The organism is Collinsella sp. AM36-4AA (genome assembly GCF_003467795.1).
In the GTDB taxonomy this organism is placed as follows: domain Bacteria; phylum Actinomycetota; class Coriobacteriia; order Coriobacteriales; family Coriobacteriaceae; genus Collinsella.
Map to the genome: position 1 here is coordinate 11,597 of NZ_QSHS01000026.1, position 26,891 is coordinate 38,487.

At 62.4% G+C, this 26,891-nt stretch carries 23 protein-coding genes; 15 read left to right on the plus strand and 8 right to left on the minus strand.

From position 1 onward, the window contains the following. The first annotated feature begins 96 nt into the window (after positions 1–96). The 3 genes from DW850_RS08235 (at position 97) to DW850_RS08245 (ending at position 4,604) form a co-directional block, all read left to right on the plus strand. The gene (locus tag DW850_RS08235) at positions 97–2,124 is read left to right on the plus strand and encodes a KUP/HAK/KT family potassium transporter (RefSeq protein WP_117638035.1); all 2,028 of its coding nucleotides are present in this window, start codon (positions 97–99) and stop codon (positions 2,122–2,124) included. Positions 2,125–2,260: 136 nt separating this feature from the next. Beyond that, positions 2,261–3,886 carry an ATP-binding protein gene (locus DW850_RS08240; protein WP_117786794.1) on the plus strand — a complete coding sequence of 542 codons (1,626 nt, stop codon included), beginning with the start codon at positions 2,261–2,263 and terminating at the stop codon, positions 3,884–3,886. A gap of 4 nt (positions 3,887–3,890) precedes the next feature. Next, a complete protein-coding gene (locus tag DW850_RS08245) occupies positions 3,891–4,604 on the plus strand; it encodes a response regulator (RefSeq protein ID WP_199575661.1) in 714 nt (237 codons plus the stop codon). Between the two features lie 94 nt (positions 4,605–4,698). On the opposite strand, the gene rlmKL is transcribed toward DW850_RS08245, so the two are convergent. After that, positions 4,699–7,257 (minus strand): bifunctional 23S rRNA (guanine(2069)-N(7))-methyltransferase RlmK/23S rRNA (guanine(2445)-N(2))-methyltransferase RlmL, encoded by a 2,559-nt coding sequence (gene rlmKL / locus DW850_RS08250; RefSeq protein ID WP_117786795.1) that lies wholly within the window; start codon positions 7,255–7,257, stop codon positions 4,699–4,701. A gap of 251 nt (positions 7,258–7,508) precedes the next feature. On the opposite strand from rlmKL, the gene DW850_RS10190 reads away from it, so the two are divergent. After that, positions 7,509–7,658: a hypothetical protein gene (locus DW850_RS10190; RefSeq protein ID WP_158558713.1), complete on the plus strand. Its 150-nt coding sequence runs from the start codon at positions 7,509–7,511 to the stop codon at positions 7,656–7,658. A gap of 52 nt (positions 7,659–7,710) precedes the next feature. Here DW850_RS10190 and DW850_RS08255 read toward each other — a convergent pair whose 3' ends face one another. Then, positions 7,711–8,538: an HAD hydrolase family protein gene (locus DW850_RS08255; protein ID WP_158565247.1), complete on the minus strand. Its 828-nt coding sequence runs from the start codon at positions 8,536–8,538 to the stop codon at positions 7,711–7,713. A 49-nt stretch (positions 8,539–8,587) separates the two neighbouring features. After that, entirely contained in the window at positions 8,588–9,451 is an 864-nt protein-coding gene (locus DW850_RS08260) for a MurR/RpiR family transcriptional regulator (RefSeq protein WP_117635579.1), read from the minus strand. 300 nt (positions 9,452–9,751) lie between these two features. Between DW850_RS08260 and DW850_RS08265 the strand changes: the two genes are divergently transcribed. From DW850_RS08265 to DW850_RS08310, 10 genes are all read left to right on the plus strand, one after another. Beyond that, complete coding sequence (locus DW850_RS08265) at positions 9,752–10,954, plus strand: MFS transporter (protein ID WP_117635578.1); 1,203 nt, start codon at positions 9,752–9,754, stop codon at positions 10,952–10,954. Between the two features lie 114 nt (positions 10,955–11,068). Next, positions 11,069–11,923 (plus strand): class II fructose-bisphosphate aldolase, encoded by an 855-nt coding sequence (locus tag DW850_RS08270; protein WP_117786797.1) that lies wholly within the window; start codon positions 11,069–11,071, stop codon positions 11,921–11,923. Between the two features lie 10 nt (positions 11,924–11,933). Continuing rightward, a complete protein-coding gene (locus DW850_RS08275; protein WP_117786798.1) occupies positions 11,934–12,362 on the plus strand; it encodes a PTS sugar transporter subunit IIA in 429 nt (142 codons plus the stop codon). Between the two features lie 29 nt (positions 12,363–12,391). Further along, a complete protein-coding gene (locus tag DW850_RS08280) occupies positions 12,392–12,895 on the plus strand; it encodes a PTS sugar transporter subunit IIB (protein WP_117635575.1) in 504 nt (167 codons plus the stop codon). A gap of 64 nt (positions 12,896–12,959) precedes the next feature. After that, positions 12,960–13,754 (plus strand): PTS sugar transporter subunit IIC, encoded by a 795-nt coding sequence (locus tag DW850_RS08285; protein WP_199569337.1) that lies wholly within the window; start codon positions 12,960–12,962, stop codon positions 13,752–13,754. Further along, a complete protein-coding gene (locus DW850_RS08290) occupies positions 13,751–14,587 on the plus strand; it encodes a PTS system mannose/fructose/sorbose family transporter subunit IID (RefSeq protein ID WP_117635573.1) in 837 nt (278 codons plus the stop codon). Before DW850_RS08285 ends, DW850_RS08290 begins: the two co-directional genes overlap by 4 nt. Positions 14,588–14,684: 97 nt before the next feature. After that, a complete protein-coding gene (locus DW850_RS08295) occupies positions 14,685–15,629 on the plus strand; it encodes an aldo/keto reductase (protein WP_117635572.1) in 945 nt (314 codons plus the stop codon). Positions 15,630–15,631: 2 nt separating this feature from the next. Further along, a complete protein-coding gene (locus DW850_RS08300) occupies positions 15,632–16,711 on the plus strand; it encodes an alpha/beta hydrolase (protein ID WP_117786800.1) in 1,080 nt (359 codons plus the stop codon). A 113-nt stretch (positions 16,712–16,824) separates the two neighbouring features. Then, positions 16,825–17,133, plus strand: a complete 309-nt coding sequence (locus DW850_RS08305) for an HAD family hydrolase (RefSeq protein ID WP_304650754.1) — start codon at positions 16,825–16,827, stop codon at positions 17,131–17,133. Between the two features lie 211 nt (positions 17,134–17,344). Next, on the plus strand, positions 17,345–18,049 hold the full coding sequence (locus tag DW850_RS08310; protein ID WP_199569339.1) for a transaldolase: 705 nt from the start codon (positions 17,345–17,347) through the stop codon (positions 18,047–18,049). A gap of 405 nt (positions 18,050–18,454) precedes the next feature. Here the strand turns inward: DW850_RS08310 and DW850_RS08315 are convergent, their stop codons facing one another. From DW850_RS08315 to DW850_RS08335, 5 genes are all read right to left on the minus strand, one after another. After that, on the minus strand, positions 18,455–19,588 hold the full coding sequence (locus DW850_RS08315; RefSeq protein WP_117786803.1) for an Abi family protein: 1,134 nt from the start codon (positions 19,586–19,588) through the stop codon (positions 18,455–18,457). 180 nt (positions 19,589–19,768) lie between these two features. Continuing rightward, positions 19,769–21,916, minus strand: coding sequence for a Tex family protein (locus tag DW850_RS08320; RefSeq protein WP_117786804.1), 2,148 nt, complete (start codon positions 21,914–21,916; stop codon positions 19,769–19,771). Between the two features lie 420 nt (positions 21,917–22,336). After that, positions 22,337–23,377, minus strand: a complete 1,041-nt coding sequence (locus DW850_RS08325) for a Gfo/Idh/MocA family protein (protein WP_117655361.1) — start codon at positions 23,375–23,377, stop codon at positions 22,337–22,339. A 69-nt stretch (positions 23,378–23,446) separates the two neighbouring features. Next, entirely contained in the window at positions 23,447–24,703 is a 1,257-nt protein-coding gene (locus DW850_RS08330; protein ID WP_117646283.1) for an MFS transporter, read from the minus strand. Positions 24,704–24,769: 66 nt separating this feature from the next. Then, positions 24,770–25,651: an SDR family NAD(P)-dependent oxidoreductase gene (locus DW850_RS08335; protein WP_117786805.1), complete on the minus strand. Its 882-nt coding sequence runs from the start codon at positions 25,649–25,651 to the stop codon at positions 24,770–24,772. A 232-nt stretch (positions 25,652–25,883) separates the two neighbouring features. On the opposite strand from DW850_RS08335, the gene DW850_RS08340 reads away from it, so the two are divergent. After that, the gene (locus tag DW850_RS08340; protein ID WP_117582974.1) at positions 25,884–26,762 is read left to right on the plus strand and encodes a LysR family transcriptional regulator; all 879 of its coding nucleotides are present in this window, start codon (positions 25,884–25,886) and stop codon (positions 26,760–26,762) included. Positions 26,763–26,891: the final 129 nt, after the last annotated feature.

Sequence of the window (26,891 nt, forward strand, 5' to 3'; positions counted from 1 at the left end):
CATAAATGTTTATCTAGCTGGGAAAACGGTGCCATTAAAATATGTGCTGATTACATATAATCCCGTCGAACGTTAAAATTGGGAGGAAACCGGCTTATGGAACAAAAGGCAAAGGAAGTAGCCTCGCACGCTGCGATTCCTGTGAGCATCTCGGCGATGCTCGTCACGCTGGGCGTGGTGTATGGCGATATCGGCACCAGCCCCATGTATGTAACCAAGGCGCTCGTTGCCGGCAACGGCGGCATCGGAAGCGTCACGCAGGAGTTCGTGCTCGGCGCGCTCTCCCTTGTCGTGTGGACGGTCACGCTGCTGACGACCGTCAAGTACGTGCTGATCTCGCTGCGCGCCGACAACCACGGCGAGGGCGGCATCTTTGCCCTGTACAGCTTGGTCAAGCGCTGCGGCAAGTGGCTCATCATCCCCGCCATGCTGGGCGGCGCGGCGCTCCTCGCCGACGGCATCCTGACGCCTGCCGTTACCGTCACCACGGCCATCGAGGGCCTGCGCACCATCCCGGCGGTCCATGCCGTGCTCGGTGACGACCAGGGTCGTGTCGTCGCCATCACGCTTGCCATCATCATCGCGCTCTTCTTGGTGCAGCGCATCGGCACGGCCAAGATCGGTCACGCCTTCGGTCCCATCATGACGCTGTGGTTTTTGTTCCTGGGCGGCACGGGCCTGTTCTTTGTCTGCCAGTATCCCGCGGTGCTGCTGTGCCTCAACCCGTTGCGTGGCATCGCTTTTCTGCTGAGCCCCAACAACCATGCGGGCATCATGATTTTGGGCAGCTGCTTCCTCGCTACCACCGGTGCCGAGGCGCTCTATTCCGACATGGGCCATGTGGGCCGCGGCAACATCTATGCCACCTGGCCGTTCGTTAAGTGCTGCCTGCTGCTGTCCTACATGGGCCAGGGCGCGTGGCTTATCAACAACGCCGGCAACCCGGAGCTCATGGGTATCGCCGACCTCAACCCCTTCTACCAGATGCTCGCCCCGGGTCTGCGCCCCTTTGCCGTCGGCCTTTCCACCGTCGCGGCCATCATCGCCTCGCAGGCGCTCATCACCGGCGCATTCTCGCTGGTGTCCGAGGCCAGCCGCCTGGACCTCATGCCGCATATGCAGGTCTTCTATCCTGCCGAGACCAAGGGCCAGCTCTACATCCCCATGGTCAACAACGTCATGCTCGTGGGCTGCGTCGTCGTGGTGCTGCTGTTCCAGAACTCGGCGCACATGGAGGCCGCGTACGGCCTGGCCATTACCCTGACCATGATGTGCACGACAATGCTGCTCTTCTTCTATCTGCACGTGGAGCGCAATCTCAAGGTCGCGCCGTGGATCTTTGCCGCCTTCTTCCTTTTGCTCGAGGGTTTCTTCTTTGTGAGCTCGCTCACCAAGTTCTTCCACGGCGGCTATTTCACCATCCTTATGGCCGCGCTCATCATGGGCATCATGGTGTGCTGGTACAACGGCACGGCGGTCGAGCAACGTCAGTTTACGCTGCTGCCGCTGCGCAGCTATCTGCCGCAGCTCAAACGCCTGCGCGACGACGATCGCTACGAGCTCATGAGCGACAACATCGTGTACCTGACCAAGGACACCAACACCGACTATATCGACCGCGATATCGTCTACTCGATTTTGGATAAGCACCCCAAGCGCGCTCGTGCCTGGTGGTTCGTGAATGTCGAGACCATGGAGGAGCCGCATACCTTTGCCTACTCGGTCGAGACGTTCGGCACCGACTACGTGTTCCGCGTGCATCTGTATCTGGGCTACAAGATCAACCAGCGCGTCAATGCTTACCTGCGTCAGGTTGTTCAGGATCTGGCTGCCAGCGGCGAGCTGCCGGCGCAGACGCATGACTACTCGGTCTACAAGGACCCGGGCAACATCGGTACGTTTAAGTTCGTCATGATCCGCAAGCTGCTGGCGCCCGAAAGCGACGTGGAGCCCAGCGAGCGTACGGCCATCACGCTCAAGTACATCATCCGCCGCGCCGCCGGCACGCCTGCGCGCTGGTACGGCCTGGAGAACTCCAACGTGAGCTTTGAGTACGTGCCGCTGTTCACCAAGTTTAAGGCCGTGAGCAAGATGCAGCGCCTGGCTCCCGACGAGCGTCCGTAGTCGACGTCTGCTGTTTGTCTAGCGACCGCAGGCTGCAAAGGCTATACACTTGAAACCACCACAAGGAGGCCACCACCGCAAAGGTGCCAGTCCCCTTTGTGGTGGTTTTTGTTTTTGAGAGAGGGGCGGGGCGCTGATGGACGTCCGTGCGGACGGCGATATTGCCGAGAACTTTTGGTGGCGGCGTACAACGCTGACGCGTCGCAGTCCTCTGTATGACGCCTGCGTATCGGCGGGGCTGCTAGCCGCGGCGACGATTGTGGGCGCGCTGCTCGACCATCCGGGGCTCGCGCCGAGCATCATGATCGTCTATGTGTTTGCCGTGCAGCTGTGCGCTTTCTTTACCTGGAGCCGCCTGTACTGCCTGCTGAGCTCGGCTGCCGCCGTGGCGCTCTACAACTTCTTGTTTGTCGACCCGCGCTACGCGCTGTCGTTTATCGACCGCGTCTATCCCGGCATGTTCTTTATCATGTTTGCGGTCTCGCTCGTATCGAGCTCGATCGCGCTGGCCCTGCGCCGCGCCTTGGCGCAGGCCGCCACCAGCGACCGTCGCACGCAGATGGTGCTCGAGACCAACCGCATGCTGCAGCGGTGTGGCGATCAGCAACAGATTGTGCACGCTATGGCAACGCAGCTGGCGCGTCTTTCGGACTGTCCGGTCGTGTGGTATAGCGCCGATGCCGATAACGATGACCTGCTGCCGCGCACGACGTACACGGCCGTGGGCGATGCCGCGCCGGTACACCAGCTGGCGCCGCAGATGCCGCCGCGGCTCTCGGCGTCCGCCTATGTGGGAACGCCGCTCGATGCCACCTATGGCGCCTCGGCGTTCTACGGCATATACCTGACCGTGCGCTCGGGCGACACCATGGTGCGCGCGGGCGATCCCGCCTCGGTGGTGGGGGTGTTCGCCATTGTCGCCGAGCCCGATGCGCTGACGCCCGAGGAGCGGACGCTTGCCGATGCCATCGTGAGCGAAGGCGAGCTAGCGCTCGATCGCGCCCGCGCCATGGAGGCTCGCGAGGAAGCGGCGGTGCTCGCCAAAAACGAACAACTGCGTGCCAACTTGCTGCGCTCCATCTCGCACGACCTGCGTACGCCGCTCACCAGTATTTCGGGTAATGCCGACGTGTTGCTCGACCAGGGCTCGACCGGCACGGCCGTGCTCGACGACCAGACACGCCGCGGCATGCTCCTATCCATTCGCTCGGACGCGCAATGGCTCAACGCCACCGTCGAGAACCTGCTCGCCATCACCAAGCTCGAGGGTGGCGGTATGCGCCTGTCGACTACGCTCGAGCTCATGGACGATATCGTCGAGGAGGCGCTGCGCCACGTAAACCCGGCCGTGCGCGAGCACGACCTTAAGGTGGTGGCGTGCGATGAGCCGGCGCTTGTCAACGTCGACGCGCGCCTGATGGTGCAGCTGGTGGTCAATCTGGTGAACAACGCCATCACCTACACGCCCGCGGGCTCGCATATCGTGATCTCGATTGGCGTCGACGATGGGCACGTGGCGTGCTCGGTTGCTGATGATGGCCCGGGCATTGCGCCCGAGGACCGCGAGCGAATCTTTGAGTCGTTCTACACCGCCAACCATGGCCTGGCCGACAGCTGCCGCAGTGTGGGCTTGGGGCTTTCGCTCTGCCGCTCCATTGCGCTGGCACATGGCGGTAGCATAGAGGTTACCGCGGCGGACCCGCACGGTTCGGTCTTTACGATTGAGCTTCCCGCCGCCGACGTTTCGTTTGATAAGGAGTAGCGCTGTGCCGAACTCTGCCGTGAAACCGCTCATCTTGGTCGTTGAGGACGATCCCGCCGTCCGCAACCTTATCGTCGCCGCGCTCGAGGCGCACGGTTTGCGCCATATGGCTGTGGAGACCGCCCACGCCGCCATCGCCGCCGCTTCGTCGCAGGCGCCGAGCGTTGTGCTGCTCGATCTGGGCCTGCCCGATATGGACGGCGTCAAGGTGGTGGAGTCGGTGCGCACGTGGTCGGGCATGCCGATCATCGTGGTTTCGGCGCGCAGCGAGGACGCGGACAAGATCCGAGCGCTCGATGCCGGTGCCGATGACTACCTGACTAAGCCGTTTTCGGTCGAGGAGCTGCTCGCGCGCATCCGCACGACGCTCAGGCGCCTTTCGTATGCGCAAACGGGCGGCGTTGCCTCCGAGGGCTCGTTCGATACCGGCGAGCTGCATATCGATTTTGATGCCGGCATCGCCACGATGGATGGCGAGGAACTGCATCTGACGCCGATCGAGTACAAGCTCTTGTGCCTGCTGGCGCACAACGCCGACAAGGTGCTGACGCACCAATTTATCCTGCACGAGATTTGGGGTACGGCGACCAAGAGCGACCTGGCGAGCCTGCGTGTCTTTATGGGCACACTGCGCAAAAAGATCGAGTCCGACCCCGCGCACCCGCGCTATATCCAGACGCACGTGGGTATCGGCTACCGCCTGGTCATCCAAGGGTAGGACGGCACCCGCCATCCCAATATGAGTTGCGGTGAAATACGGTCTAAATTTGCCTAATTCCAGGCAAAACAGTCCGTATTCCACCGCAACTTTGTTATCTGCCCTTAGGCTTGCTGGCGTAGAACTTCTTCTTTTTGGGCTTGCCGGCGGGGGAGGGTTTGCCGGCAAAGTTGGACTTGCCGTTGCCGGCCTGCGCGTGCGCGGGTACTGCCGCACGGGGCTTGCGGGCCTCGGGGTTGCGCAGCTCCTCGGTTCGCTCGGCAATTTCCTCGGCGCTAAAGCCGACCTCGGCCATGGCGTCCTCGATGGGCAGGCGGCGCACGATATAGCAATGGTGCACCTTCTGGTTGCGTGCGAAGTCCTCGGGGATGGTCTGCGCCGTTATGTCCTGTAGCACCACGCCCGCGCGTGCGAGCTTGCGTGTCTCGGGGCGGAAGCCTCGCAGGTTGCAGCTAAAGATGGCATGGCCGCCCTGTGCGAGCAGGCGCGATACGCCGGCCAAAAGCTCAACATGGTCGCGCTGAACATCCCAGGTGCGGCGGCCCATCTTGGACGAGTTCGAAAACGTGGGCGGATCGACAAAGATCAGGTCCCAGCGGTTGCGCGTCTGGCGCTGGTCGCGAATCCAGGCGAGCACGTCGTCGCGCACAAAGTGGTGTTGCGATCCCACAAAGCCGTTCTGGCGCATGTTGCGCTCGGCCCAGTCCAGGTAGGTGTTGGAGAGGTCGACCGTCACGGTTTCCTCGACGCCGCCGTCGGCCGCATAGCAGGTAGCGGTGCCGGTGTAGGCGAACAGGTTGAGGAAGCGGCGTGCCTGCTTGGCGTGCTCGCGCACCAGATCGCGCGTGACGCGGTGGTCCAAGAAGATGCCCACGTCCAGGTAGTCGTCAAAGTTGACGGCAAAGGTAAGACCGCCTTCCTCGATGAGCGGCAGGCGACGGCGCGCGATGTTGGCGCGCTCGCCCGAGCCGCCCTTGCCGGCGCCCTGCTTGCCGTACTGCGAGCCGCCGCGCGAACGCATGCGTGCCTTGGCGTGCACGTGCTCGGCCGGAACATCCAGGATGCGCGGCGCGATGGCCAAGATATCGAGCATGCGGGCCTGGGCCAGCGCGGGGTCGATGGTCTTGGGCGCGGCGTATTCGGCGATGACGAGCCAGCGGCCCGGCGTCTGCGGGCATCCCTCGTACAGGTCGATGGCGGCGGAGTAGTCGGGTAGGTCGGCATCGTAGACGCGGTAGCAGCTCACGCCCTCGCGCTTGGCCCACTTACGACGCAGGCGGGCGTTCTTGCGCAGGCGGTTGGCGAACTGCTCCGACTCGGGGATGAGCACGGGCAGCGGCTTGCCGTCGCCTAGGTCGAGCGTGGCGGCGGGCTCGGGCATGGGGGCGTCGGCGGCTTCGTCTTGGGCATTTGCGGTCTGCTCCTCGGCATCTGCGTTGGTCGCAGCCTCAAACGCTGCGGCGGCGTGGTCGAGCGAGGGCCAAACCTCGATAGTCGCCTCTTCGTTGTTGGGCATGACGGCAATGGAGCGCACGGGCTCGGCATGGAGCGCGCGGGCCATAAGGCCGTCGCGGGTGAGGGCGGCGACCGGCGCGGCGGTAAGCTCGGGCGCGCGACGCAGCTCGCCGACCAGCGTCATGGCGTCATGCATAAGCGACAGCGGTGTCTCGGTCGTATCCGCGACGAGGGCGGCACCGGCGACGGCGCCCGCGTGGTCCAGTACGGTGGCAGATTTGGCGGCGCAAAAATCGACAAAGCGCTTGTAGCCGGCACACGTAACCATGCGCTCAGCGGTCTTGCGTGCGGCGGGGTCAGCATCTACGGCAACGATGCGCGCCTGGCGCTCGCGCGCTGCCGTCTCGCGCTCGCGTGCCTCGGCACGCAGCCGCTCCCACAGGTCGGCATCATGCAGCTGCCAGCCCTCAAAGCCCCAGCGCTCGCGGGCGGCGCCCGGGGCGCGGTCGTTCAGAATATTCACGGCTTCCAGCAGCAGGCCGCCGCCGGCGCACGAGGCGTCGATCAACGTGGGTAGAGCCTCGTTCTCGTAGTCGTCGGCCGTCAGCTCGCGCTCGCACAGCGCGGTCCAGCCGACCTGCGCCAACACCAGGGCGGCGTAGTCGGGGCGTAGCACGTGCGTGCCCTCGCCAGCGCGGGTCGCCGCGGGCGGCAGACGCTTGAACAGCGGGTCGCCTGAAAGGTCTAGGCTGATGCTCGCGCGACGTTGGCGCAGCGAAAGCAGCAGGTGGACATCGGGGTCGGCAGCATCGACATCGGCGCGACGGCCCGTGGTCTCGGCCAGGCGGTCGCACAATGCGTCCTTGGCGCGCAGGGCCGAGAAGCGCGTGTTGCGCAGCTGCTCGGTCACACCACGGGCAGTGATGGCAATGGTGGCGCCGGGGCGGACGATGTTTTCCCAGGCAATGTCGTAAACGCCGTCGTACAACGCATCGGCATCCTGCGCCTCAAAGCGCCCAAGCACCACAAACACGCGGCTGGCCAGGCGCGACCACAGACAGGCGCGGTAGCCTTCTTCGATCTCGCCCTCAAACGTAGCGCGGCCCTTCAGGCGGCGTACATGCGAAAGCCCGAGCCGTTTAAGCTCGTCGGCGAGTGCGGACTCAAAGCCCTCGGGGCAGCTTGCGTAAAATTCCATGGGTGACCTCTCTGGTTGCGTCGCTCCATTATATGATGGATGCTTCGTTTGCCATCGCCCTCGAAAGGAACCCATATGATTGATGCGTGCCCCTTGATTCCCATTTTCATTGCAACAGCCTCAGGACTCGGGGCCTCGCACAGGCTCCCGCCGCCTTACAGAACTGAAAGCTGGGCGTAGGGCAAATCCATGGCACGTGACCTGCGATTGCTCGGCCATAGATGGCGTAATCGAGGCTAAGGGAGGGCATCATGCGCAAGGGAAACGAGAGCTGGTTCTGGCACGCGAACGACATGGTGGTGGCGGGCGACATGAACCCCGTGGTCCGCGTCCTGTGGGCCGCGCTCATCGTAGGCATCGGCGTCGCGACGATGGCCACGCTCTGGATCGTCACGAGGTAGCGCGCCACGAACGGATGACGAGGCACGCGGCGCATGCCACGCTGGCGGAACCCTAGCCTCGCTGCTGGACAATCTGTTCGATGAGCTTCGCGACGGAGTCCTCGGCTGCGTTCCCGATCAGGTGATGGGCCGCGGCCTTCGCCTCTGGCATCGCGCCCGCGACTGCGTAGGAGTTCGGCACCTTATCGAGGAGCGTCACGTCGTTTTCCGAGTCTCCGATAAAAGCGACCTCGTCCAGCGTGACCCCAAGGCTGCCGAGAAGCGCGTCGAGTCCGTTTACCTTGCTCCAGCCAGCCGGAACAACATCGAGGAAGAATGGGACGGGCGAGGGGAAATCAAGTTCTGGGCAGGCTTCCTTGCATCGACTCCGAACGACTTCCGTCGGGGCGGAGCTGACGTTGACGAAGATGCCGGCGGTTATGACGTCACGGTTCGTGGGCACGTCTCCGAGCGCCATGTCTCTTCCGGAGTCCTTAACGACTTCCAGGGCGAATTCGTCGCCAGGCTCGACGGCGCAGAGGAACTGCTCGCAGCGCTTGCCTGTCTCATCGACATCGGCGACTAGCCAGAGTGACGTCCCCGCGTAGGGGCGTACAGCGCTATCGAGCTTGACGAGGGCCTCCGTCGAGAGCGTCTTTTTGAACACGAGTTCGCCGCTGGAGAAGACCTTCTTTCCGTTGGCCATGATGCCGGTCGAGAAACAGCGCGCGTCGCCGTCAAAGGCATCGGCCAGGTCGGCGTAGTCGCGCCCGCTTGCGGGGCCGAACGCGATGCCCGCATCGAGCGCCGAAAGAATCGCGCTGTGCGTGCGCTCCGATACGACCCTTGAGCCAAACGGCAACAGGGTCCCATCCATGTCTGCGAGGATGAGCTTTATCAAGGGGTCCTCCCGTTTCGGTCTGGGCATCGGTGCGCCGGCGTGCGTCGTCCTAGCTGTATTGCTTGTCTCCCATGAGATTCTTCGAGATGATCCTGTTAAACTCTACCGGGTCATCCCAGCAAGAGGTCAGGAAGAGGAACAGCAGCTCGATGACGAAGTTGATCGAGCTGTGCGAGAAGGCGATCTCGGTTCCGGTGATGGCCTGATCTCGCGAGATGGCTCGGATGATATGCGTGGCACGCTTCGCGAGCGGCGTATCCGGGTTGTCTGTGATCATGATGATGGGGGTGTTCGAATCCTCGGCAGAGTCGAATATGTTGACGAGGCGCTTCGAGTATCCGGACGTCGAAATGACGAGCAGAACGTCATTCTCCTTGAGGCTGGTTGCGACGGAGACCATGGCTTCGGTGGTACTGGGGCAAAACGCTCTGACTCCAACCTGCGAGAGCTTGAACGCCGCGTTTACGCCCATGTTAATCGAGTTGCCGACGCCCGCGATCAGGACGAGGTTGGCGTTGTGGAGCAGATTGACGACTGCCGAAAAGTCATCGGAGTCAATGAGCGAGGCGGTTTGGGAGAGCTCCTTGACCTTGTGAGACAGGACGTACTTGATGGAGCCCTCGACGTCGTCCAGAGTAATCCTGCCGTCCGTGGCCTTTTCTTCGCCGGATGCCCTGCTGATGGATATGCCGAGCGCCAGACGCATGTCCGAATAGGTTCGGTAGTCAAGCGTCCTTGCGAATCTCGAAACAGACGCCGGTGACGTACCGGTTTCTGCGGCGAGTTCGCGGACGGTCATCGTTGCGACATCCGACGGGTGGTCGAGCACATACGTTGCGATTGCCTTCTCCGAGGGGGATAGGCTGCTCATGACCGCGCAGATGTGGCTGAGCACATCCCCTGTCTTATCCATGGTTACTCCTTGGTCCTAGCTTGCTTTGTATCTTAGGTCAAGAGAGGTGAAAAATAAGCAAAATGTTTCATCAGCGGTGAAATAGCGTTTCACCGCTGATTTCCTACCGTTCACGGTAAATCGGTACTTCCTCGGCGCAATCTCAGCTTGAGCTGCTATCTTATGAGCCGTGAAACAACGGCACGAAAACGATGAAACAACAGAACATTGTTTCAACGCCTCGCAACTCCGTTTCACGCTAGATGGTGAATCACTTCGAAGCCCAGACAGGCACCCGGCGAGCAAGAAGGGAGAAGCACGATGCACAACGCCAAGACAAACGCAAGCATGACTTCGCTGTTCTTCGCGAACGTACTCTACTGGGTCTGCGCGGGCGTGTACTCGCCGTTTCTCTCCGCTCACTACACGAGCCTCGGCCTCAGCGCGGCCCAGACCGGCATTCTCCTCGCGGCGACCCCGGTGTGTGCGCTCGCCATCCAGCCGCTCTGGTCGACGATCGCCGACAAGCTCGGGCGCCGCCGCGCGGTCATCGTGGCCCTCTGCCTTGCGGCGGCGGTACTCGCTCCGCTGTATTACCTGGCGTCGACGTTCGTCCCGGTCCTTCTCGTAACCTTTGCATTCTCGGCGTTTTTCTCGGGGCTCCTGCCCCTGAGCGACTCCCTCGTCATCGAGCTCGCGGATCGCTCTGGCCTGGACTTTTCTCGCATTCGCATGGGTGGCACTATCGGCTATGCCATCGTCGTCCTGATCGTCGGTCGGCTGCTCGACATGGCTCCTCAAATCCAGTTCACGGTGGTCTCCGCCGCGCTGGTGGTCTTCGCGGCTCACATGTGGCGCCTCCCCGAGGCGGGAATTCGCGCCAATGCCGCGGACGATCCCAAGGTCTCCCACGGAAAGGGCCTCCTCTCGCTGTTCACCAGCAATGAGATCGCCTTCGTCTTGGTCTTCGCCTTCATCAGTTCGGCCGCGATTGGCTTCATCGGGGCGTTCTTGGGCCGCTACGCGGTCGAGCTTGGCGAGGGTCAGAACCTCGTGGGCGTCCTGAGTGCGGTCTCCGCTGCGAGCGAGATCCCCATCCTGCTCGTTTCCTCCAAGCTGGTCAGGCGCTTCGGCGAGATGAACCTCCTGATCTTTTCCTGCTTCATGGCGGCGCTCAGGCTCGTGCTTGTGGGCACCGGCATCGTCCCGGTCATGGTCTGCGGCCAGCTGCTGCAGAGCGTGAGTTACATGACCGTCTACTACTCCTGCGTTACCTACATTGCCAACCACACTTACGAGGATTGTCGCGCTCGAGGTCAGAGCGCCTTCGCGATGGTCCAGAGCGGTCTGTCCGTCGTGGTTGCGAACCTGTTTGGCGGTTGGGCGTGCGATGCGCTCGGCACGCACGCGGGTTTCCTGGCCTTCGCCCTCGCTTCAACGATTGCTGCAGTCGCTGCTCTTGTGGCGTACGTGCTATGGCGTCGAAGCGCGGCGCCGCAGCCTGAGGGCCAGGCGGCCGCATAGGCTCCACCGCGCCTCGCAAGCGCCTGCCTGCCTCGCGCTTCGCTTCGTGTTCAACCAGCTGACGAGCTGAGAACTGTCCGATCCAATGATTATTCAGGTGAAAGGAAGACAAAGATGTCACTCATCAAGGTCAACGAGCTTCTTCAACATGCGACCGAGCACCACTATGGCGTGCCCGCGATTAACGTCATCAATACGGAGACCATCCGTTATGCGATCCAGGCCGCCGAGGATGAGCACATGCCCATCATCATCCAGTACTGGCCTGGCTTCGAGGACCACTGCGCCCTCGACATCATCGCCTTCGCCGCCCGCTATTACGCCGAGCGCGCGAGCGTGCCCGTCGCCGTCCACCAGGATCACTCCGCTGGTTACGAGATCGCCGTCAAGGGCGTCAAGGCCGGCTTCCCATCCGTCATGGTCGACGGCTCCTCACTTTCCTATGAGGAGAACTTCCAGCTCACGAAGGACGTCGTCCAGGTCGCCAAGATCTTCGACGTCGACATCGAGGCCGAGCTCGGCCATGTCGGCAACGGCTCTGACGCCAACGACTTCGTGAACAGCGACCACTACACCGACCCGAACCTCGCCGAGGAGTTTGTCGAGGGCACCGGTTGCGGCTCGCTCGCCATCGCCGTCGGCAATGCCCACGGCCCCTATGTCAAGGTCCCGAACCTCGACATGGAGCGCATCAAGGCCTGCAGGGAGGCCGTCAGCGTCCCCCTCGTCATGCACGGATGCTCCGACATCCCCGACGAGCAGCTCCAGGAGGCCGTGAACCTCGGCATGAGTAAGTTCAACATCGCCACGGAGTACTTCCGTTCCATGTACCGCGCCTTCGAGAAGGACATCAACTCCGGTAAGAACGACGGCAACGGCATAGGCCTCCTGATGGACGCCGCCCCCGACATGCGCGCGTTCGTCGTCAGCAAGATCCAGCTTCTGAACCCCAACCACTATTCGCTCTAGGAGAGACTCGATGAAGAAAGTTCTTGTCGCGTCGCACGGCCACCTCGCAAGCGGAATCAGGAGCTCGATCGGAATCCTGACCGGCATGGCGGACATGGTGGAGGCAGTTGACTGCTACGTGGACGACTCCGATTTCATCCCTCGCATCCAGGCCTTTATTGACTCGGTGGGCCCTGAGGACGAGGCCATCATCTTCACCGACATCTACGGTGGTTCCGTCTTCCAGAAGGTCGTCCTTATGGAGCCGGAGAAGCGCGGGATCGTCCACGTCACCGGTATGAACCTCGGCCTCGTGATCGAGACGCTCCTCGGCGCCGAGCCGGTCACGGCAGATTCGATCAAGCAGAGCGTCGAACTGGCGAGGGCGACGATGCAGGTCGTCGAGCCTCCGAGCAAGGCCGCGGACAACGAGGAGTCCGAGGGAGACTTCTTTGATTAGAGAGTACTAACAAGTAGAGAGAGGAAGCAATGATTGTTCAGGTTCGAGTCGATGACCGTCTGATTCACGGACAGGTCGCCCTGGTGTGGACCAAGGAGCTCAACACCACCAGGATCATCGTCGCCAACAAGCACGCCGTGGAGAGCGACGCCCTTCGCATGACGCTTTCCATGGGTACGCCGGCGGGCCAGAAACTCCTCGTCAAGGACGTTCCGGATGCCTGCCGCATCGCGAACGATCCGCGCGCGGACTCCATGCGCATCTTCGCGCTCACCAACTGCGTGCGTGACGTGCTTGAGCTCGTTAAGGGCGCGCCGGGCAAGATTGAGGGCGTGAACGTTGCCAACGTCGGCCGCTTCGACAAGTCCGATCCGGATAGCAAGGTCGCCCTCAACTCCACGATCATGCTCAACCCGGATGAGCTCGAGGCCGCGAAGGAGCTTTGCGAGCAGGGTATTCCGGTTTTCCATCAGCTTATCCCGTCCAATCCCAAGACTCCTCTCAAGAGTCTGATCGAGGCGGCGGGGAAATAAGGGGATTTGGCCAGGCGGCCAAATGAAATGAAAGAAAGGAAGTCAAATGGTTGGGTTGGCAATAATGGCCTGGTTGACCGTGCTGATTTGCTACGGCGGCAACTGGGTTCTCGGTCAGTGCATGATCGAGCGCCCTCTCGTGGTAGGTCTCGTTGCGGGCCTCCTGATGGGCGACGTCAAGACCGGTGCCATCATCGGTGCCTCTCTCGAGGCGATCTTCATGGGCGCGGTTAACATTGGTGGCGCTATCTCCGCCGAGCCTGTTACCGCGACCGCCCTCGCCGTCGCCTTCACCGTTGGCGCTGGTATCGACCAGGGTGCCGCCATCACACTGGCCGTTCCCGTGGGCGTCGTCACCGCATTTCTCTCGATCTTCATGAACAACGTGTTCCTCGCGTTCTTCGCAGCCACCTTTGACAAGATGGCCGCCGAGGGCAACGAGAAGGGCCTCGCGCTTCAGCACTTCGTTCTCTGGTTCGTTAAGTACGCCGCCTTTGGCCTCATCGCCTTCCTCGGCGTTTACCTTGGCGCCGAGCCCGTTGCCGCCATTGTCAACCAGATTCCGGCCAATGTCATGAGCGGCCTCAACGCCGTGGGTGCCCTCCTGCCCGCCGTTGGTATGGCGCTCCTGCTCCAGATGCTGTGGAGCACCGAGCTCAGCATCTACTTCTTCTTGGGCTTTACGCTCTACCAGTACCTCGGCCTCCCGATGATCGCCATCGCAGTTCTCGGTGTCATCATCGCGGTTGCCTCCGCCCTCCGCGACAAGGAGATCTTCGATCTCACCAAGAAGGGAGTGGCCACCCAGGCCGTTTCCGGCGACTCTGTAACCAGCGACGAGGAGGATTTCTTCGCATGAGCAACCTGACCAAGAATGTGAGCCCTGAAGACAAGAAGATGCTCAACAGCATTTTCCTGCGCTCCTTCTCCGTGTTCGCTTCCTGCGCCGGCGGTTCCGTCAAGGCTGGCGCCGACGGCTGGCTGTACTCCGTCCAGCCCGCGCTTAACCGCTACTATGCCGATGACCCCGAGGCTCGTGCCGACGCCATGAAGCGTCACACGACTTGGTACAACATTACCCAGAACGTCGGCACGTTCGCCATGGGCCTCGTCGCCTCCATGGAGAGGGAGAACTCGCAGCACGAAGACTTCGACACCGAGTCCATCGACGGTATCAAGGTCTCCCTGATGGGCCCGATGTCCGGCATCGGCGACGCAATCTTCTGGGGCGTCCTGCGTGTTATCGCCGCCGGCATCGGCATTAACCTCGCCATGAGCGGCTCGCCCCTCGGCGCGATCATGTTCCTGCTGATCTACAACATCCCGTCGATCCTCTGCCGATACTTCATGACCTACCTCGGCTTCAGCATGGGCACCAACTTCATCTCCGAGATGTACGAGGGGGGTCTCATGAAGCTCATCACCAAGGCGACCTCCACGATCGGCCTGGTGATGATCGGCGCCATGACCGCGGCGAACGTCCAATTCAACACGATCCTGTCCATTCCGGTTCAGGACTCCGACCCCGTCATGATCCAGACCTACCTCGACTCGATCTTCAAGGGCATCGTGCCTCTGGGACTTACGCTCGTCGTCCTCTGGCTCCTGCGCAAGAAGAACGTGAACGTCAACATCATCCTGGTCGGCATCATGGTTCTGGCGCTCGTCCTCGGCCTCGTGGGCATCGTGTAAGGCGGTTTCCGGATCATCCGAAGCCTGTTCAAGGCAATTCCTGGCGGCACGCGATCGAGGACATTCGACGCGTGCCGCCCCATTAGAAGGAGAGAATATGCGCTACACGCACCTCAAGAACTCCGACGTTGACGTCTCCCAGCTCGCCGTGGGCACCTGGGCGATCGGCGGCGACTCCTTTGGTGAGAACGATGACGCCGCCAGCATGTCCGCCATCCGCACCATGCTCGATCACGGCGTCAACCTCATTGACACCGCGCCGTGCTATGGCAACGGCGCGTCCGAGAAGGTCGTCGGCAACGCGCTCAGGGGCGTCGACCGAGAGAGCTACCTGCTCTCGACCAAGGTTGGCCTGATCACCAGCGCCGCCGGCTATGACCGCGACTCTTCGTTCAAGAACATCATGAGGGAGGTCGAGAGCTCGCTGCGCAATCTCCGCACCGACTACATCGACTTCTACTTCGTGCACTGGCCCGACGCCAAGACCCCGTTCTCCGAGACGATGTGCGCCCTCCAGCTCCTCAAGGAGCAAGGCAAGATTCGCCACATCGGCGTCTCCAACTTCACGACCGAGATGATCGAGGAGTGCGAGAAGGTCGCTCAGGTCGACGTCCAGCAGCCGCCCTACTCCATGGTCGACCGCTCCTCCGAGGACCTTATCAAGTGGGGCTACGAGCGTGGCATCGACTCCTTCACCTATGGCTCCCTTGGCGCGGGCATCCTGTCGGGCAAGTTCCGCGAGCTGCCGAAGTTCGAGGAGGGCGATGTTCGTGGCGGCTTCTACGACTACTTCCAGGAGCCCAAGTTCTCGCGCGTCCAGGAGCTGCTCAAGGTCATGGACGAGATCGCCGAGGCTCATGACAAGCCCGTGGCACAGGTCGCCGTGAACTGGAGCACCCAGAAGGAGTACGTGGGCACCGCGCTCGTTGGCGTGCGCACGGACGCCCACGCGATTCAGAACTGCGAGACGTTCGAGTGGGAGCTTTCCGCCGATGAGATGGCCAAGCTTGACGCCAAGCTTGACGAGCTGAAGATCGGCTAGCCATGGGCACCGAGGAGAGGAAGTACCCCACTTCCGAGCTTGAAGTGCTTGAGCGTGGATCTAGGGAGGTCGTGGAGCCCAACGGGCTGAAGCTCCTGCTGAAGCCCGTGCCGGGAGACGAGCGCGAGCGCGTGCTCGATCCGCGCGTCTACGCGCGCGCCCATGCGAAGCTCGCCGCCGGCCCGGCGCCGGCGGGGCCGGTGGACGTGATCGCGTGGCGCTCCGCTCCCAACAAGGAGACCCATGTCGTGAGGGGCTCGAACGTCGCCAAGAAGACCGTCGTCATGAACTTTGGCGACAGGGGCATTCCCCTGCACGTCTTCACGCCCGAGGGCCACGGGTGCGGCTCCGCCGCGCTCGTGTTCATCCACGGCGGCGGCTTCATGGTGGGCAACATTGGCCAGTACGAGAACTGCCTGCGCGACATCGCGGAGCGAACGGGCTGCGTCGCGATCTACCCGGAGTACCGCTTGTCTCCCGAGACGATGTTCCCCGGTGGTGTCGAGGACTGCGTGAAGACGCTCGACTGGCTTGTCGAGCATGCGGATGAGCTGGGTGTCGACGCGACGCGGGTCGCCGTGGCTGGCGACTCCGCGGGCGGAAGCCTGACCAACGCCGTCGTCCTCGACGGGTCCCATGCGGACAGGATCAAGCTCGTGGCCGAGCTGTATCCGCTCGTCGACGGCGGCCCCGTTCCGGAGGAATGGTCCTATGACCTCTATGAGATTGTGAACGACCAGAGGATCGAGGCTTTGAGCAGGGTGGATCGCATTCGCAATGCCAATGATGACCTGCCGCTGATGTACACCAACGGCAATGCGGAGGAGATGCTCGACCCGAGGGTGTCTGCCCTGTTCGCGGAGGACGTGAGCGCGTTCCCCCGCACGGTCATCATCTCTTCCGAGTATGACTACCTGCGCTATCAGGATGAGCTGTTCGCGAAGAGGCTGCAGGATGCGGGCGTTGATGTCACCGCGATTCGCTATCGCGGCTGCGACCACGGCTTCTTCGAGATGTACGGCGTGATGCCTCAGGCTGAGGACGTCTGCCGCGTCATCTCCGAGGAGCTTGCGAAGATCTAGAGGTTCGTCGCGGTGGCCTCCTGGACGAGTGACGGTCCGGCGGGATGCTAGGTGCGTCCCGCCGGACCTTTGCGTTGGCGGGCGCGTGTGGGGTTTGCCTCGGCGGTGCCGGATTGACTGGGAGACGCGTTTACCGCCGAGCTTCCAAGCGAGCCCAGCAAGCAAACCGCGAGCTGAGCCCCAAGGGCATCGACAAGGGCGTGGGCGTGGCGCGAGCGCTGGCGTATCTGGGCCGCGAGGGAAATGCGCGCACTTTTGGCTTCGGCGATTCGGGCAACGACCTGGGCATGCTCGCCGCCGTCGAGACGGCTGTTGCCATGGGCAACGCCATGCCCGAGGTCAAGGCGGTCGCCAACTACGTGACCGACGACGTCGCACACGACGGTACCGTCACCGCCATGCGCCATTTTGGGTTGATCTAGCGGGAACCGTCCAATTACCGTTCACCCGCGGCGGGCGGCTCAAATCGGCTCGCCCTGCAAAATCGTTTTGCCGCTGGAGGGTGTGCTCAAAAACGCTAAAGCGTTTATGCCGTTCGCCGAGAAGATAAAAAACCGCAGCTCACGCCTTGATAAACGTAGGTAAAGTGTTTAGCAGTTTAACGCCCATGTGCAAGCGAAAGGAATCAGGCAGATGGCAATCAAGGTGTTCGCTGACGGTGCAAACCTCGAGGGCATGCTCGACATGTACGAGAACGGCAACGTTCAGGGCTTCACAACCAACCCGTCCCTTATGAAGAAGGGCGGCGTGACGGATTACCGCGCATTTGCCAAGGAGGTCCTGGCCCACATCACCGATGTGTCCGTTTCGTTTGAGGTTTATGCCGACGACGTAGAGACCATGGAGGTCGAGGCACGCGAGATCGCTACCTGGGCCGAGAACGTCTACGTCAAGATTCCGTGCGTGACCACTAAGGGCGAGTCCACCGCCGAGCTGGTGCGCAAGCTTTCCGCCGACGGCATTAAGGTCAACGTCACCACCATCTTCACGCCCGCGCAGGTCGACGAGATGGTCGAGGCCGTTGACGCCGAGACGCCGTCCATCATCTCGCTCTTTGCCGGCCGTATCGCCGACACCGGCGTCGATCCCATTCCGTTTATGACGGAGTCGGTCAAGAAGGCCGCCGCCAAGCCAAACTGCGAGGTCCTGTGGGCGTCCACGCGCGAGCTCATCAACATTTACCAGGCCGAGGCCTGCGGTTGCCAGATCATCACGGTGCCCAACAGTATCCTGGCCAAGCGCAAGAACATCGGACGTGACCCGTACGAGGTCTCGCTCGATACCGTGCGCGGATTTGCCAAGGATATCGCCGCTCTGGGCTTCCATATCCTGCCGTAAGCAAGGGTACCCCCTGCGGCGACGTGCAAAATCGCGAATATTCAGCACGGTAAAGGCTTTTACCAGCTGGTTGAAGCACGGAACGGCCCCCGTTTTGGCTCTAATTGACGCTAAAACGGGGGCCGTTTTTGCTTTTATGGCTCTCTGAGGCACCGCGGGGCTATCGAGAGATGCTGAATATTCGCGATTTTGCACGTCGCCAAGAGGGGGAAGTCGGGCCCTACTCTGACCACTCGGACGTACTCTTACCCGAACCCGCTGCTTCATGGGACGGCATGTCATGCGTCTGAGCTGCGGTTTTCATGCAGCGGGTAGTCGGATTGCTGCTGAGTTGCTCGAACCTACTCGAACCTACTCTGTTCGAGCGGGGCCCAAATGGTAAGGGGCTATTAGGGGGCTGAAGAGCTATAGGGAGCTCGAAGAGATGACATCGGCTCCCGAGCGCATGACTTCCCCCAGCATCCTGATTCCTCGGTCAAGCTCGATCTGCTTTTCGAAATAGTCGGCGTGCTCAAGGAAGCGCTCGCGCAGGGTGCGCAGGCCTGCCGCCTTTTCCGACCTCGCGTCCGCATCGCTGACAATTCTATCGAAGCAGAGCACGAGTGCGGTGAAGTCGTGGATGACGGGGAAGCGCTTCGTAAGGGCGACGAGCTCCTGGTCGATTCCGAGCTCCTCCCGCGCGGCCGTCGCGATGGAGCCGACGGGCTTCTGTAGACGCTGCCCGATCGTGTTCAGAACGTTGCCGTTATGAGCGGCCGCGTTGCGCAGGGCCTTCACGGGGAACAGGAGCTGCTTGACGGATTCGGCCTCCTGGCTGCGTTCCCTCCTGAGGTCGTAGAAGTAGAACTTGTAAAGCGCGATGATTCCCCCGAAGGAGACGAGTTCCAGGTAGTTCCAGACGTACATGTCCTCGCGTCTGCCGTACTTATTCGCGAGGTCCCGGGTGTAGTTCGAGTCTCCGAGGTACGAGACGCTGCGCTCGAGGTGCTCCGGGTCTATCCCCAAAGTCTGATCCTCGGCGATGTGGAGCATCTCGAGGAAGAGCATCACCCGATCGCTGCCGCCCACCCCATCTAGCCGGTCGGCGATGGCCTTCATCCTCTCGACGGTGGCTTCTGACCCGCTTGGATCGAACCGCTCCTCCAGCATCCTCTCCTTACGCAGCCTTTCGTGGGCGAAAAGGAGGTCGAGGACCTCCTTCCCGTCGGCGCCGTCGTCCATCATCGTCCGGTTTAGATGGACCTTCATGTAGTGCTCGATGTCAAGCGTCATCGAGAGGATGTGCTCGCGGAGGTGGTGGTCGAGTCTGGTGAGCTCGGTGAGGTAGGCGAAGTCTAGGTTGACGTAGCGTCCGTAGCCCTCCGACGCGGGGCTACGATACGTTGAGAAGCACTTCGCAAACGCCTTGACCTTGAAGAAGAAGTTCTTGTCGCGGAGGAACGCGACTGCATCCTTGGGGCTCATTATGTCGAAGCGGACGCCCCGCTCTGCGAGGTGGGCGACCTGTTGTTCTGCCGGGATGAGCGGGCGCTCCTTCATGATCGTTCCTCCAAAACGAAAAATGCGGCTGTAGGTACAGGTACCCGCAGCCGCTAAAAGCCCGAAGGCTTTTCACACTGCGGACAGTATACCCCACTTTGCCGAAGGGGCAAAGAGCGCGGGGAACGCCCGCCCTCTTTGCGACACTTGCCGCGAAGAGGGGATATCCGCTTTGGCGGTTTACTTCCCCTGCACCATGGTGAGGGAGATCTTCTTGCGGTCGCGATCGACCTTTTCGACCCACACCTTGACCGTGTCACCGACGCGCACCACGTCGCTCGGGTGCTTGACGAAGCGGTTGGCGAGCTTGGAGATGTGTACGAGGCCGTCCTGGTGCACGCCCACGTCGACGAACGCGCCAAAATCCACAACGTTGCGCACCGTGCCCTTGAGTTCCATGCCGGGCTCCAGATCGTCGATGGAAAGCGCCGAGCGGCTAAAGACCACCTCGGGCGCGTCGTCGCGCGGGTCGCGACCGGGCTTCTTGAGCTCGTTGACAATGTCGATGAGCGTCAGGGTGCCGCAGTCCAGGTCGCTTGCCAGTGCCGAAATGCTGCCCAGGCGGTGCTCAATGTCGGGCACGCCGCCGCGGCTGAGCTCACTGGTCGCCACGCCGGCGCGTTCCAAGACGGACGTGGCCACCTCGTAGCTCTCGGGGTGGACGCTTGTCGCGTCGAGCGGGTTCTTGCCGCCGCTGATGCGCAAAAAGCCCGCGGCGTTGAGATATGCCTTGGGGCCCAGCTTGGGGACCTTCTTGAGCTGGCGGCGATCGGTAAAGGCGCCGTTTTCCTCGCGGTAGGCCACGATGTTTTTGGCTACGCTCGGCGTAATGCCCGACACGTAGCCCAGCAGGCTTGCGCTCGCGGTGTTGACGTCGACGCCCACACGGTTGACGACGTCTTCCACCACGTGGCCCAGGGTGCGCGAAAGCTCGGCCTGGTCAAGGTCGTGCTGGTACTGGCCAACGCCGATGGACTGGGGCGGAATCTTGACGAGCTCTGCCAGCGGGTCTTGCAGACGGCGGCCCAGGCTCATGGCGCCGCGCACGGTGACGTCCAGGTCGGGGTATTCCTGACTGGCGAGCTCGGAGGCGGAGTACACCGACGCGCCGGCTTCGTTGACGATGGTGTATCGCAGCCCGGGCGCCTGCTCGGCAATGAACTCCGAGACGACTTCCTCGGTCTCGCGGCTGGCGGTGCCGTTGCCGACGACGATGGTGTTGACGCCGTCCTTCTTGACGAGGCGGGCGAGCTCGCGCTTGGTGCCGGCGACGTCATGGCGCGGCTTGGTGGGATAGACCACGCCGTGGTCGAGTAGCTTGCCGGTCTCGTCCATGACGGCGACCTTGCAGCCGGTGCGGTAGCCCGGATCGAGCGCGAGCACGCGGGCGCCGCGCACGGGGCGCGCCGAGAGCAAGCCCTCGAGATTCTTGGCAAAGACGTTGATGGCCTCGGTCTGGGCACGAACGGTGAGCCTGGCGCGGGCCTCGCGCTCCAGCGAGGGGGCCATGAGGCGCTTGTAGCCATCGGCGATGGCGGCGTCAAAGACGGGAGCAAACACGCCCTGGCGACGGGGCCAGCGGCTGCCGAGGCGTGCCGTAGCGGCAGCGCCGTCGACGTTCACGCGCACGCGGAGCTTGCCCTCACGCTCACCGCGGTCGATAGCCAGCACACGGTGGTTGGGTATACGGCGCAGCGGCTCATCATAGCTGTAGTACGGCTCGTAGGGGGTCTTCTCGGCGGGGTCGGTGGCCTCGACGACGATGTCGGCGGTGTTTTGCGTAAAGGCGCGCAGGTCGGCGACGTTCTCGGGGTCCTCGGCCACCGTCTCGGCCACGATGTCCGCCGCGCCGGCGAGCGCCTTTTCGGGCGTGTCGAAGCCGGCCTCCTCGTTGACGTATGCCGCGGCGGCGTCGAGTGCGCTGCCCTTGGCCGAGGCCTGCATGATGATCATGTTGGCGAGCGGCTCCAGGCCGGCCTCGCGTGCCTTCTGCGCGCGGGTCATGCGCTTTTTGCGGTAGGGCTTGTAGAGGTCCTCGACACGCTGGAGCTGTGTGGCCTCGCGAATCTGTTGCTCGAGTTCGGGCGTGAGTTTGCCCTGGGCATCGATGAGCAGGATGACGTCCTCTTTACGCTGCTCAAGATTGCGCAGGTAGGACAGGCGCTCGTCGAGTGCGCGCAGGGCGACGTCGTCCATGCCGCCCGTGGCTTCCTTGCGGTAGCGCGAGATAAAGGGAATGGTGTTTCCCTCGTCGATGAGCTTGACGGCCGCCTCGACGTTGGCGGCCTTAAGGTTGAGCTCGCGGGCGAGCTGGGCGATAAGATCCATGGGACTCCTTGCGTTTAAGGTGCGTTTGCAGCACAGAGCTACCAAGGATACCACCTGCCACTTCGCCCAAAAAAGACTGTTTTGGCGCGGAACCACGAAAGCGGCCTATCTACTACGTTTGAACCGTGTGGGTCGACCATCCCCCGGTTTTCCGAAAATGCGCAAGCCGTTTACCTGCGGTTTTTATTTCGCGAAATTCTGTATGGTTGAGGGTGATTGGTTAAACGTAGTAGATAGGCACATTTCGTGGCGAACGAATCAAGCTAAGGTGCAAAAAGTCCCCCGTCCCAGAAAAATCATTGGCAACGTAGCAAAATGCCCCGCGGGCAGGAAGCTGCTCGCGGGGCAAAGAAGAGGGGCTTATTTGTGGCGGACCGAGGGGCCCGGCATGGGGTTTCTGCCGCGGCCTGTCCTAAGGTGCTACAGCTCGACGAGCTGGCCGGTCTCGGCGGCCTCCTTGATGGCGTTGAGAAGCGTGAGCGTCTTGACGTTGTCGGCGGGGGTTACGACGGGCTCGACCTCGCGGCGGACGACCTTCACAAAGTGCTTGAGCTGCATCTTGTGCGGCAGCGCCGGGTCCACGGCCGGAATCTCCATCTGCAGCGGCTTGTGCCAGTTGGAGGCGCCGTCGTAGGAGAACTGGTGCAGGCGGGGCAGCGAAAGGGCGCCCAAGGTTCCGCCGATAAAGTAGGCGTCGGCGTCGAAGGGACGGTACTGCGGGTCCTCGCGAGCGGTGGCCTCCCAGTTCCAGGGGCTGGCGGTGGCATCGGAGATGGTCATGCTTGCGAGCGCGCCATCGGCAAAACGGACGTTGACCACGGCGGAGTCCTCAGTCTCAAAACCGCGGGCGGCGCTGGACTGCATACCCTGGACGGCAACGGGCTCGCCCAGCAGATAGCGGAGCAGGTCGACGTCGTGAACCAGGTTAACCAGGATCGGGCCGGCACCCTTCTTGCGGCGCCACTCGACATCGAAGTACTCGTCATTCTTATAGATCATGTAGTGGAAGCTCGACACGGTGAGCTTGCCCAGCTCGCCGGACTCGATGATCTCCTTGGCCTTGTTGACGAAGGGGTTGTGGCGACGGTGCTGGCCCACGAGCACGGGCACGCCGGCGGTCTCGGCCTCGGCGGCGAAGGCCTGGGCATCCTCGAGGTCATTGGAGATGGGCTTTTCGACCAGCGGCACGATGTTGCGCTTCACGGCCTCGCGGGCAACGCCCAGATGAAGGTCGTTGGGGGTGGCGATGATGACGGCCTCGGGCTTGACCTCGTCCATCATCTGGGCGGGATCGGTGTAAAACGGCACGCCGGCGGCCTCGGCCGTGGCGCGGGCGCCCTCAAAGGCGTCGGCGATGGCGACGAGCTCGGCTTCGGGCTCCTCGGTGACAAAGCGGATGTGGTTGCGGCCCATGGCACCGGCGCCGATAACGGCAATGCGGACGGGGTTGAGCTCAGACATTTCGACTCCTTAATACTGGTGACCGGTGGAATGCGACAAAGGGACTGTCCCTTTGTCGCATCGGTAAAACTAGGCGGACTTCTTCTTGCTGTCGGAGACCATCATGTAGACGGTGAGCACGACGGCGATGGCGGCAATCACAATGGCGCCGTAGAAGGACTGCTGGTAGGCGGCGCTGCCGGCCTCGGCGTGATACAGCACGGCGGTGATGGGCTGGCTGATCCAGGTGGAAGCGGCATAGCCCAAAAACATGATGCCGTAGTTGACGCCGATGTTGCTGGTGCCAAAGGCGCCACCGGTGAGCGGCGGGTAGATGACGAGCAGGGCGCCAAAGCTAAAGCCGAGCAGGGCGAGCGCCACAAAGAACATGCTCTGCGTAAAGCTCATCGACATGATGACGAGCGCGACGATGGTGACGACAAGGCTGATGAGCAGCGACTTGTAGGCGCCGAGCTTGTCGATGATCTGGCCAAAGGACAGACGGCCGACCAGGTTGGCGCAGGTGTTGACGGAGACGACCACGCCGCCGAGGGCGACGGCCGCGGCGCTCGTGGGGTCGGCGAAGAGCTGGACAGCGGCGATGGAGGCAACCTTGCCCACGAGCAGGGTGCCCGCGGTGGCGGCAAAGGCGAAGGTGACGATGAGGACCCAGAAGCGCGGGGTCTTGACCATCTCGCCCGGGGTGAGGTCGCCGAAGGTGCCGGCATGTGCGCCACCCTTGGGGGCCTCGAAGCCCTCGGGCAGCCAACCGGCCTCGGGGGCCTTCAGGAACAGGGCGGAGGCGGCGATCGTCACAAAGAAGATGACGCCGAGTGCCTTAAGGGCGCCAAAGATGCCCAGGCTCGGGATGAGCAGCGAGGCGAGCACCGGGGACAGCACGGCGGGGCCGGCGGTCGAAGCGGCCAGGGTGATGCCGGAGGCCAGGCCCTTCTTGTCGATGAACCACTTTTGGCCGGTGGTGAGCGCGGGGTTGTAGCCCAGGCCGTTGCCGATGGCGGCGACGAGCGAGAACCACAGGTAGAACTGCCACGGCTCGGTGACGGTGCCGGACATGAACCAGCCCAAGCCGTAACACACGGCGGCGGCGATCACGACGTTGCGCGGGCCGATCTTATCGGAGATGCGACCGGCGAAGATGCCCGTCACGGCCATGATGGTCTGAAAGACCGGGAAGGCCCAGGTAAGGGCGCTGGACCACTCGGGGTAGACGGCGAGCAGGTTCTTGCTCACGACGGAATACAGCGCGATTGAGCTGATGAAGAACATGGTGACGCACGCGGCGGAAAGCACGACGGCGCGACCCTTGTTGGAGTTGGTGGAAGCCATTGGACTCTTTCTAATCGATACGGGGGAGGGGCGGACGCGTCCGCGGGGCCTCCCTGTCAGGCTGGTTTACTGGTCGGTCGGCTTTGCGACGCCGGACTCGTCGGACCAAAGCTCGACACCCTTGTTCTTGAGGTAGTTGTCGGCAAAGGCTCGGCGGCCGCCGGGCTTGGCGGTGAGGTCGCCCATCATATTGGAGAAACCGCCGTCGACCTTGATGGCGTCGCCGGTGGTAAAGTCCGAGCGCTTGGACGCCAGGAACATGACGGCGTTGGCGATATCGCTGACCTCGCCGATGCGGCGTGTGGCGATAAGGCGGCTGCGGCTCTTCTCGACCTCGGGGTCAGCGTAAAAGCTCGCCGACATGGGGGTCTTGACAAAGCAGGGCTCGACGCAGTTGGAGCGCACGCCGTAGGGGCCCCACTCGGCGGCCAGCATCTTGGACATCATGTTGACGCCCGCCTTGGTGGAGCTGTACACGCCCGAGAACGTCTCGGGGGAGTGGCTGGCAACGGTCGAGATATGCACCAGGCGACCCTGGCCTGCCTTGATCATCTCGCGACCAAAGCGCTGCGAGGTGATGAAGTAGCCGGTGAGGTTGACGTTGATGACCTCGTTCCAGTCGCTCAGCGGCAGGTCTTCCATGGCTGCGAAGCGCAGGATGCCGGCGGTGTTGACGAGGACGTCGACACGTCCGAAGTCGGCGATGGTGGCATCGACGGCGGCCTGAACCTCGGCCTCGTCGGTGGCGTTCATCTTGTAGCCCTCGGCGTGGATGCCAAACTCGGCGGCGAGGTCGGCAGCTGCGGCCTTGACCTTCTCCTCGTCCAAGTCGAGCAGGACGACGTTGGCGCCGTTGCGGGCGAACTCGCGGCAGATCTCGACGCCCATGCCGCCGAGCGCGCCGGTCACAGCGCAGACATCGCCCTCGAGCTTAAGCCAGTTGCTCATAGGAACTTCCCTTCTTGTACCTCCCTGTGGGCCGCTCCCATTACTCGACCCACGTGGTTTTCGCTGGTTATCGTATGCTTTGCATTTGCGCAGGTGAATTGCATATTTGTTAGAATGGCGTTAACCGTAGGTTTACACTATGCGATGCAGTTTTTCTCAATTGAGCGCGTGACCTGCCAAAACGACCCCCTTCGGCAGTTCATTGCCATGCGTCTGGAAACGGGAGATTGACGTGTACGATCGACGACTCGAGGCCATATCGGCCGCCGCGGAGCTGGGAAGCTTCTCACGGGCGGCGGCAAAATTGCGCGTGTCGACCCCGGCGCTCGTCAAGCAGGTGTCGGGCTTCGAGGCCGAGTTTGGCATCACGTTGTTCGAGCGCTCGCATTCTGGTGTTAAGGTGACGCCGGCGGGCGCTCTGCTGGTGGACGACGCGCGCTCGATCATGCGGCAGTCCGAGGACGCGCTGCGCCGCGCCCGACGCGCGGCGGGCGATGGCGGTGCCGTGCGTCTGGGCGTGTCGATGATGTGCCCGGGGCGCCAGACGCTGTCGATGTGGTCGGGCATCCACGATCTGGAACCGTCGCTGCGATTTGAGATCGTGCCGGTAAGCGACCTCTATGACGAGCGCGAGACCGTCATGCGCAGCTTGGGCCGCGAGGTCGATGTGGTGCAGTCGAGTTTTTCGACCCCGCGCTGGGGTGACGCCTGCCAAAAGCTCCGCATTGTCAACGTGCCGTTTTATATCGACCTGCCGCGCACGAGCTCGCTGGCGCGCAAGAATCGCATTGCGGTCGCCGACTTGGAGGGCATGCGTCTGCGCGTGCTCCGTCACGGCAACGACGCCATGGACAGCCTGCGCATCGACCTTTTGGCCGACGGCGGCGTGGACGTGATCGACGTGGATAGCTTCGACTTTGCGCTCTTTAACGAGGCGGAGGAAAAGGGCGACGCGGTGCTCACCTGCGGAGCTTGGTCAGGCGTACACCCGGCCTTTGTAGGCGTGCCGTTCCTGTGCGGCCGCGAGGTGCCGGTTTTTTTGCACTATCCGCTCGAGCCAACCCTCCAAGTACAAAAATTCGTCAACGCCATGGCCCAACTCCTCAACTAGCTCATTTGGCGCGGGTAGTCTTTTTGGGACGGGGCTTTTTTAGCTACTTTCGCCGCCCTGCCTGCGCACCCTCAAAGTAGTCAAAAAGCCCCGTCCCAAAATGAACTGCCTCCCATTTCTTGGACACAA

Coding starts and splice junctions, on each gene's coding strand:
- DW850_RS08280 (WP_117635575.1), top strand. CDS start 12,392: ATGATTGTTCAGGTTCGAGTCGATGACCGTCTGATTCACGGACAGGTC.
- DW850_RS08335 (WP_117786805.1), bottom strand. CDS start 25,651: ATGAGCAACTGGCTTAAGCTCGAGGGCGATGTCTGCGCTGTGACCGGC.
- DW850_RS08240 (WP_117786794.1), top strand. CDS start 2,261: ATGGACGTCCGTGCGGACGGCGATATTGCCGAGAACTTTTGGTGGCGG.
- DW850_RS08235 (WP_117638035.1), top strand. CDS start 97: ATGGAACAAAAGGCAAAGGAAGTAGCCTCGCACGCTGCGATTCCTGTG.
- DW850_RS08320 (WP_117786804.1), bottom strand. CDS start 21,916: ATGGATCTTATCGCCCAGCTCGCCCGCGAGCTCAACCTTAAGGCCGCC.
- DW850_RS08330 (WP_117646283.1), bottom strand. CDS start 24,703: ATGGCTTCCACCAACTCCAACAAGGGTCGCGCCGTCGTGCTTTCCGCC.
- DW850_RS08270 (WP_117786797.1), top strand. CDS start 11,069: ATGTCACTCATCAAGGTCAACGAGCTTCTTCAACATGCGACCGAGCAC.
- DW850_RS08275 (WP_117786798.1), top strand. CDS start 11,934: ATGAAGAAAGTTCTTGTCGCGTCGCACGGCCACCTCGCAAGCGGAATC.
- DW850_RS08285 (WP_199569337.1), top strand. CDS start 12,960: ATGGCCTGGTTGACCGTGCTGATTTGCTACGGCGGCAACTGGGTTCTC.
- DW850_RS08265 (WP_117635578.1), top strand. CDS start 9,752: ATGCACAACGCCAAGACAAACGCAAGCATGACTTCGCTGTTCTTCGCG.
- DW850_RS08290 (WP_117635573.1), top strand. CDS start 13,751: ATGAGCAACCTGACCAAGAATGTGAGCCCTGAAGACAAGAAGATGCTC.
- DW850_RS10190 (WP_158558713.1), top strand. CDS start 7,509: ATGCGCAAGGGAAACGAGAGCTGGTTCTGGCACGCGAACGACATGGTG.
- rlmKL (WP_117786795.1), bottom strand. CDS start 7,257: ATGGAATTTTACGCAAGCTGCCCCGAGGGCTTTGAGTCCGCACTCGCC.
- DW850_RS08295 (WP_117635572.1), top strand. CDS start 14,685: ATGCGCTACACGCACCTCAAGAACTCCGACGTTGACGTCTCCCAGCTC.
- DW850_RS08310 (WP_199569339.1), top strand. CDS start 17,345: ATGGCAATCAAGGTGTTCGCTGACGGTGCAAACCTCGAGGGCATGCTC.
- DW850_RS08300 (WP_117786800.1), top strand. CDS start 15,632: ATGGGCACCGAGGAGAGGAAGTACCCCACTTCCGAGCTTGAAGTGCTT.
- DW850_RS08325 (WP_117655361.1), bottom strand. CDS start 23,377: ATGTCTGAGCTCAACCCCGTCCGCATTGCCGTTATCGGCGCCGGTGCC.
- DW850_RS08315 (WP_117786803.1), bottom strand. CDS start 19,588: ATGAAGGAGCGCCCGCTCATCCCGGCAGAACAACAGGTCGCCCACCTC.
- DW850_RS08260 (WP_117635579.1), bottom strand. CDS start 9,451: ATGGATAAGACAGGGGATGTGCTCAGCCACATCTGCGCGGTCATGAGC.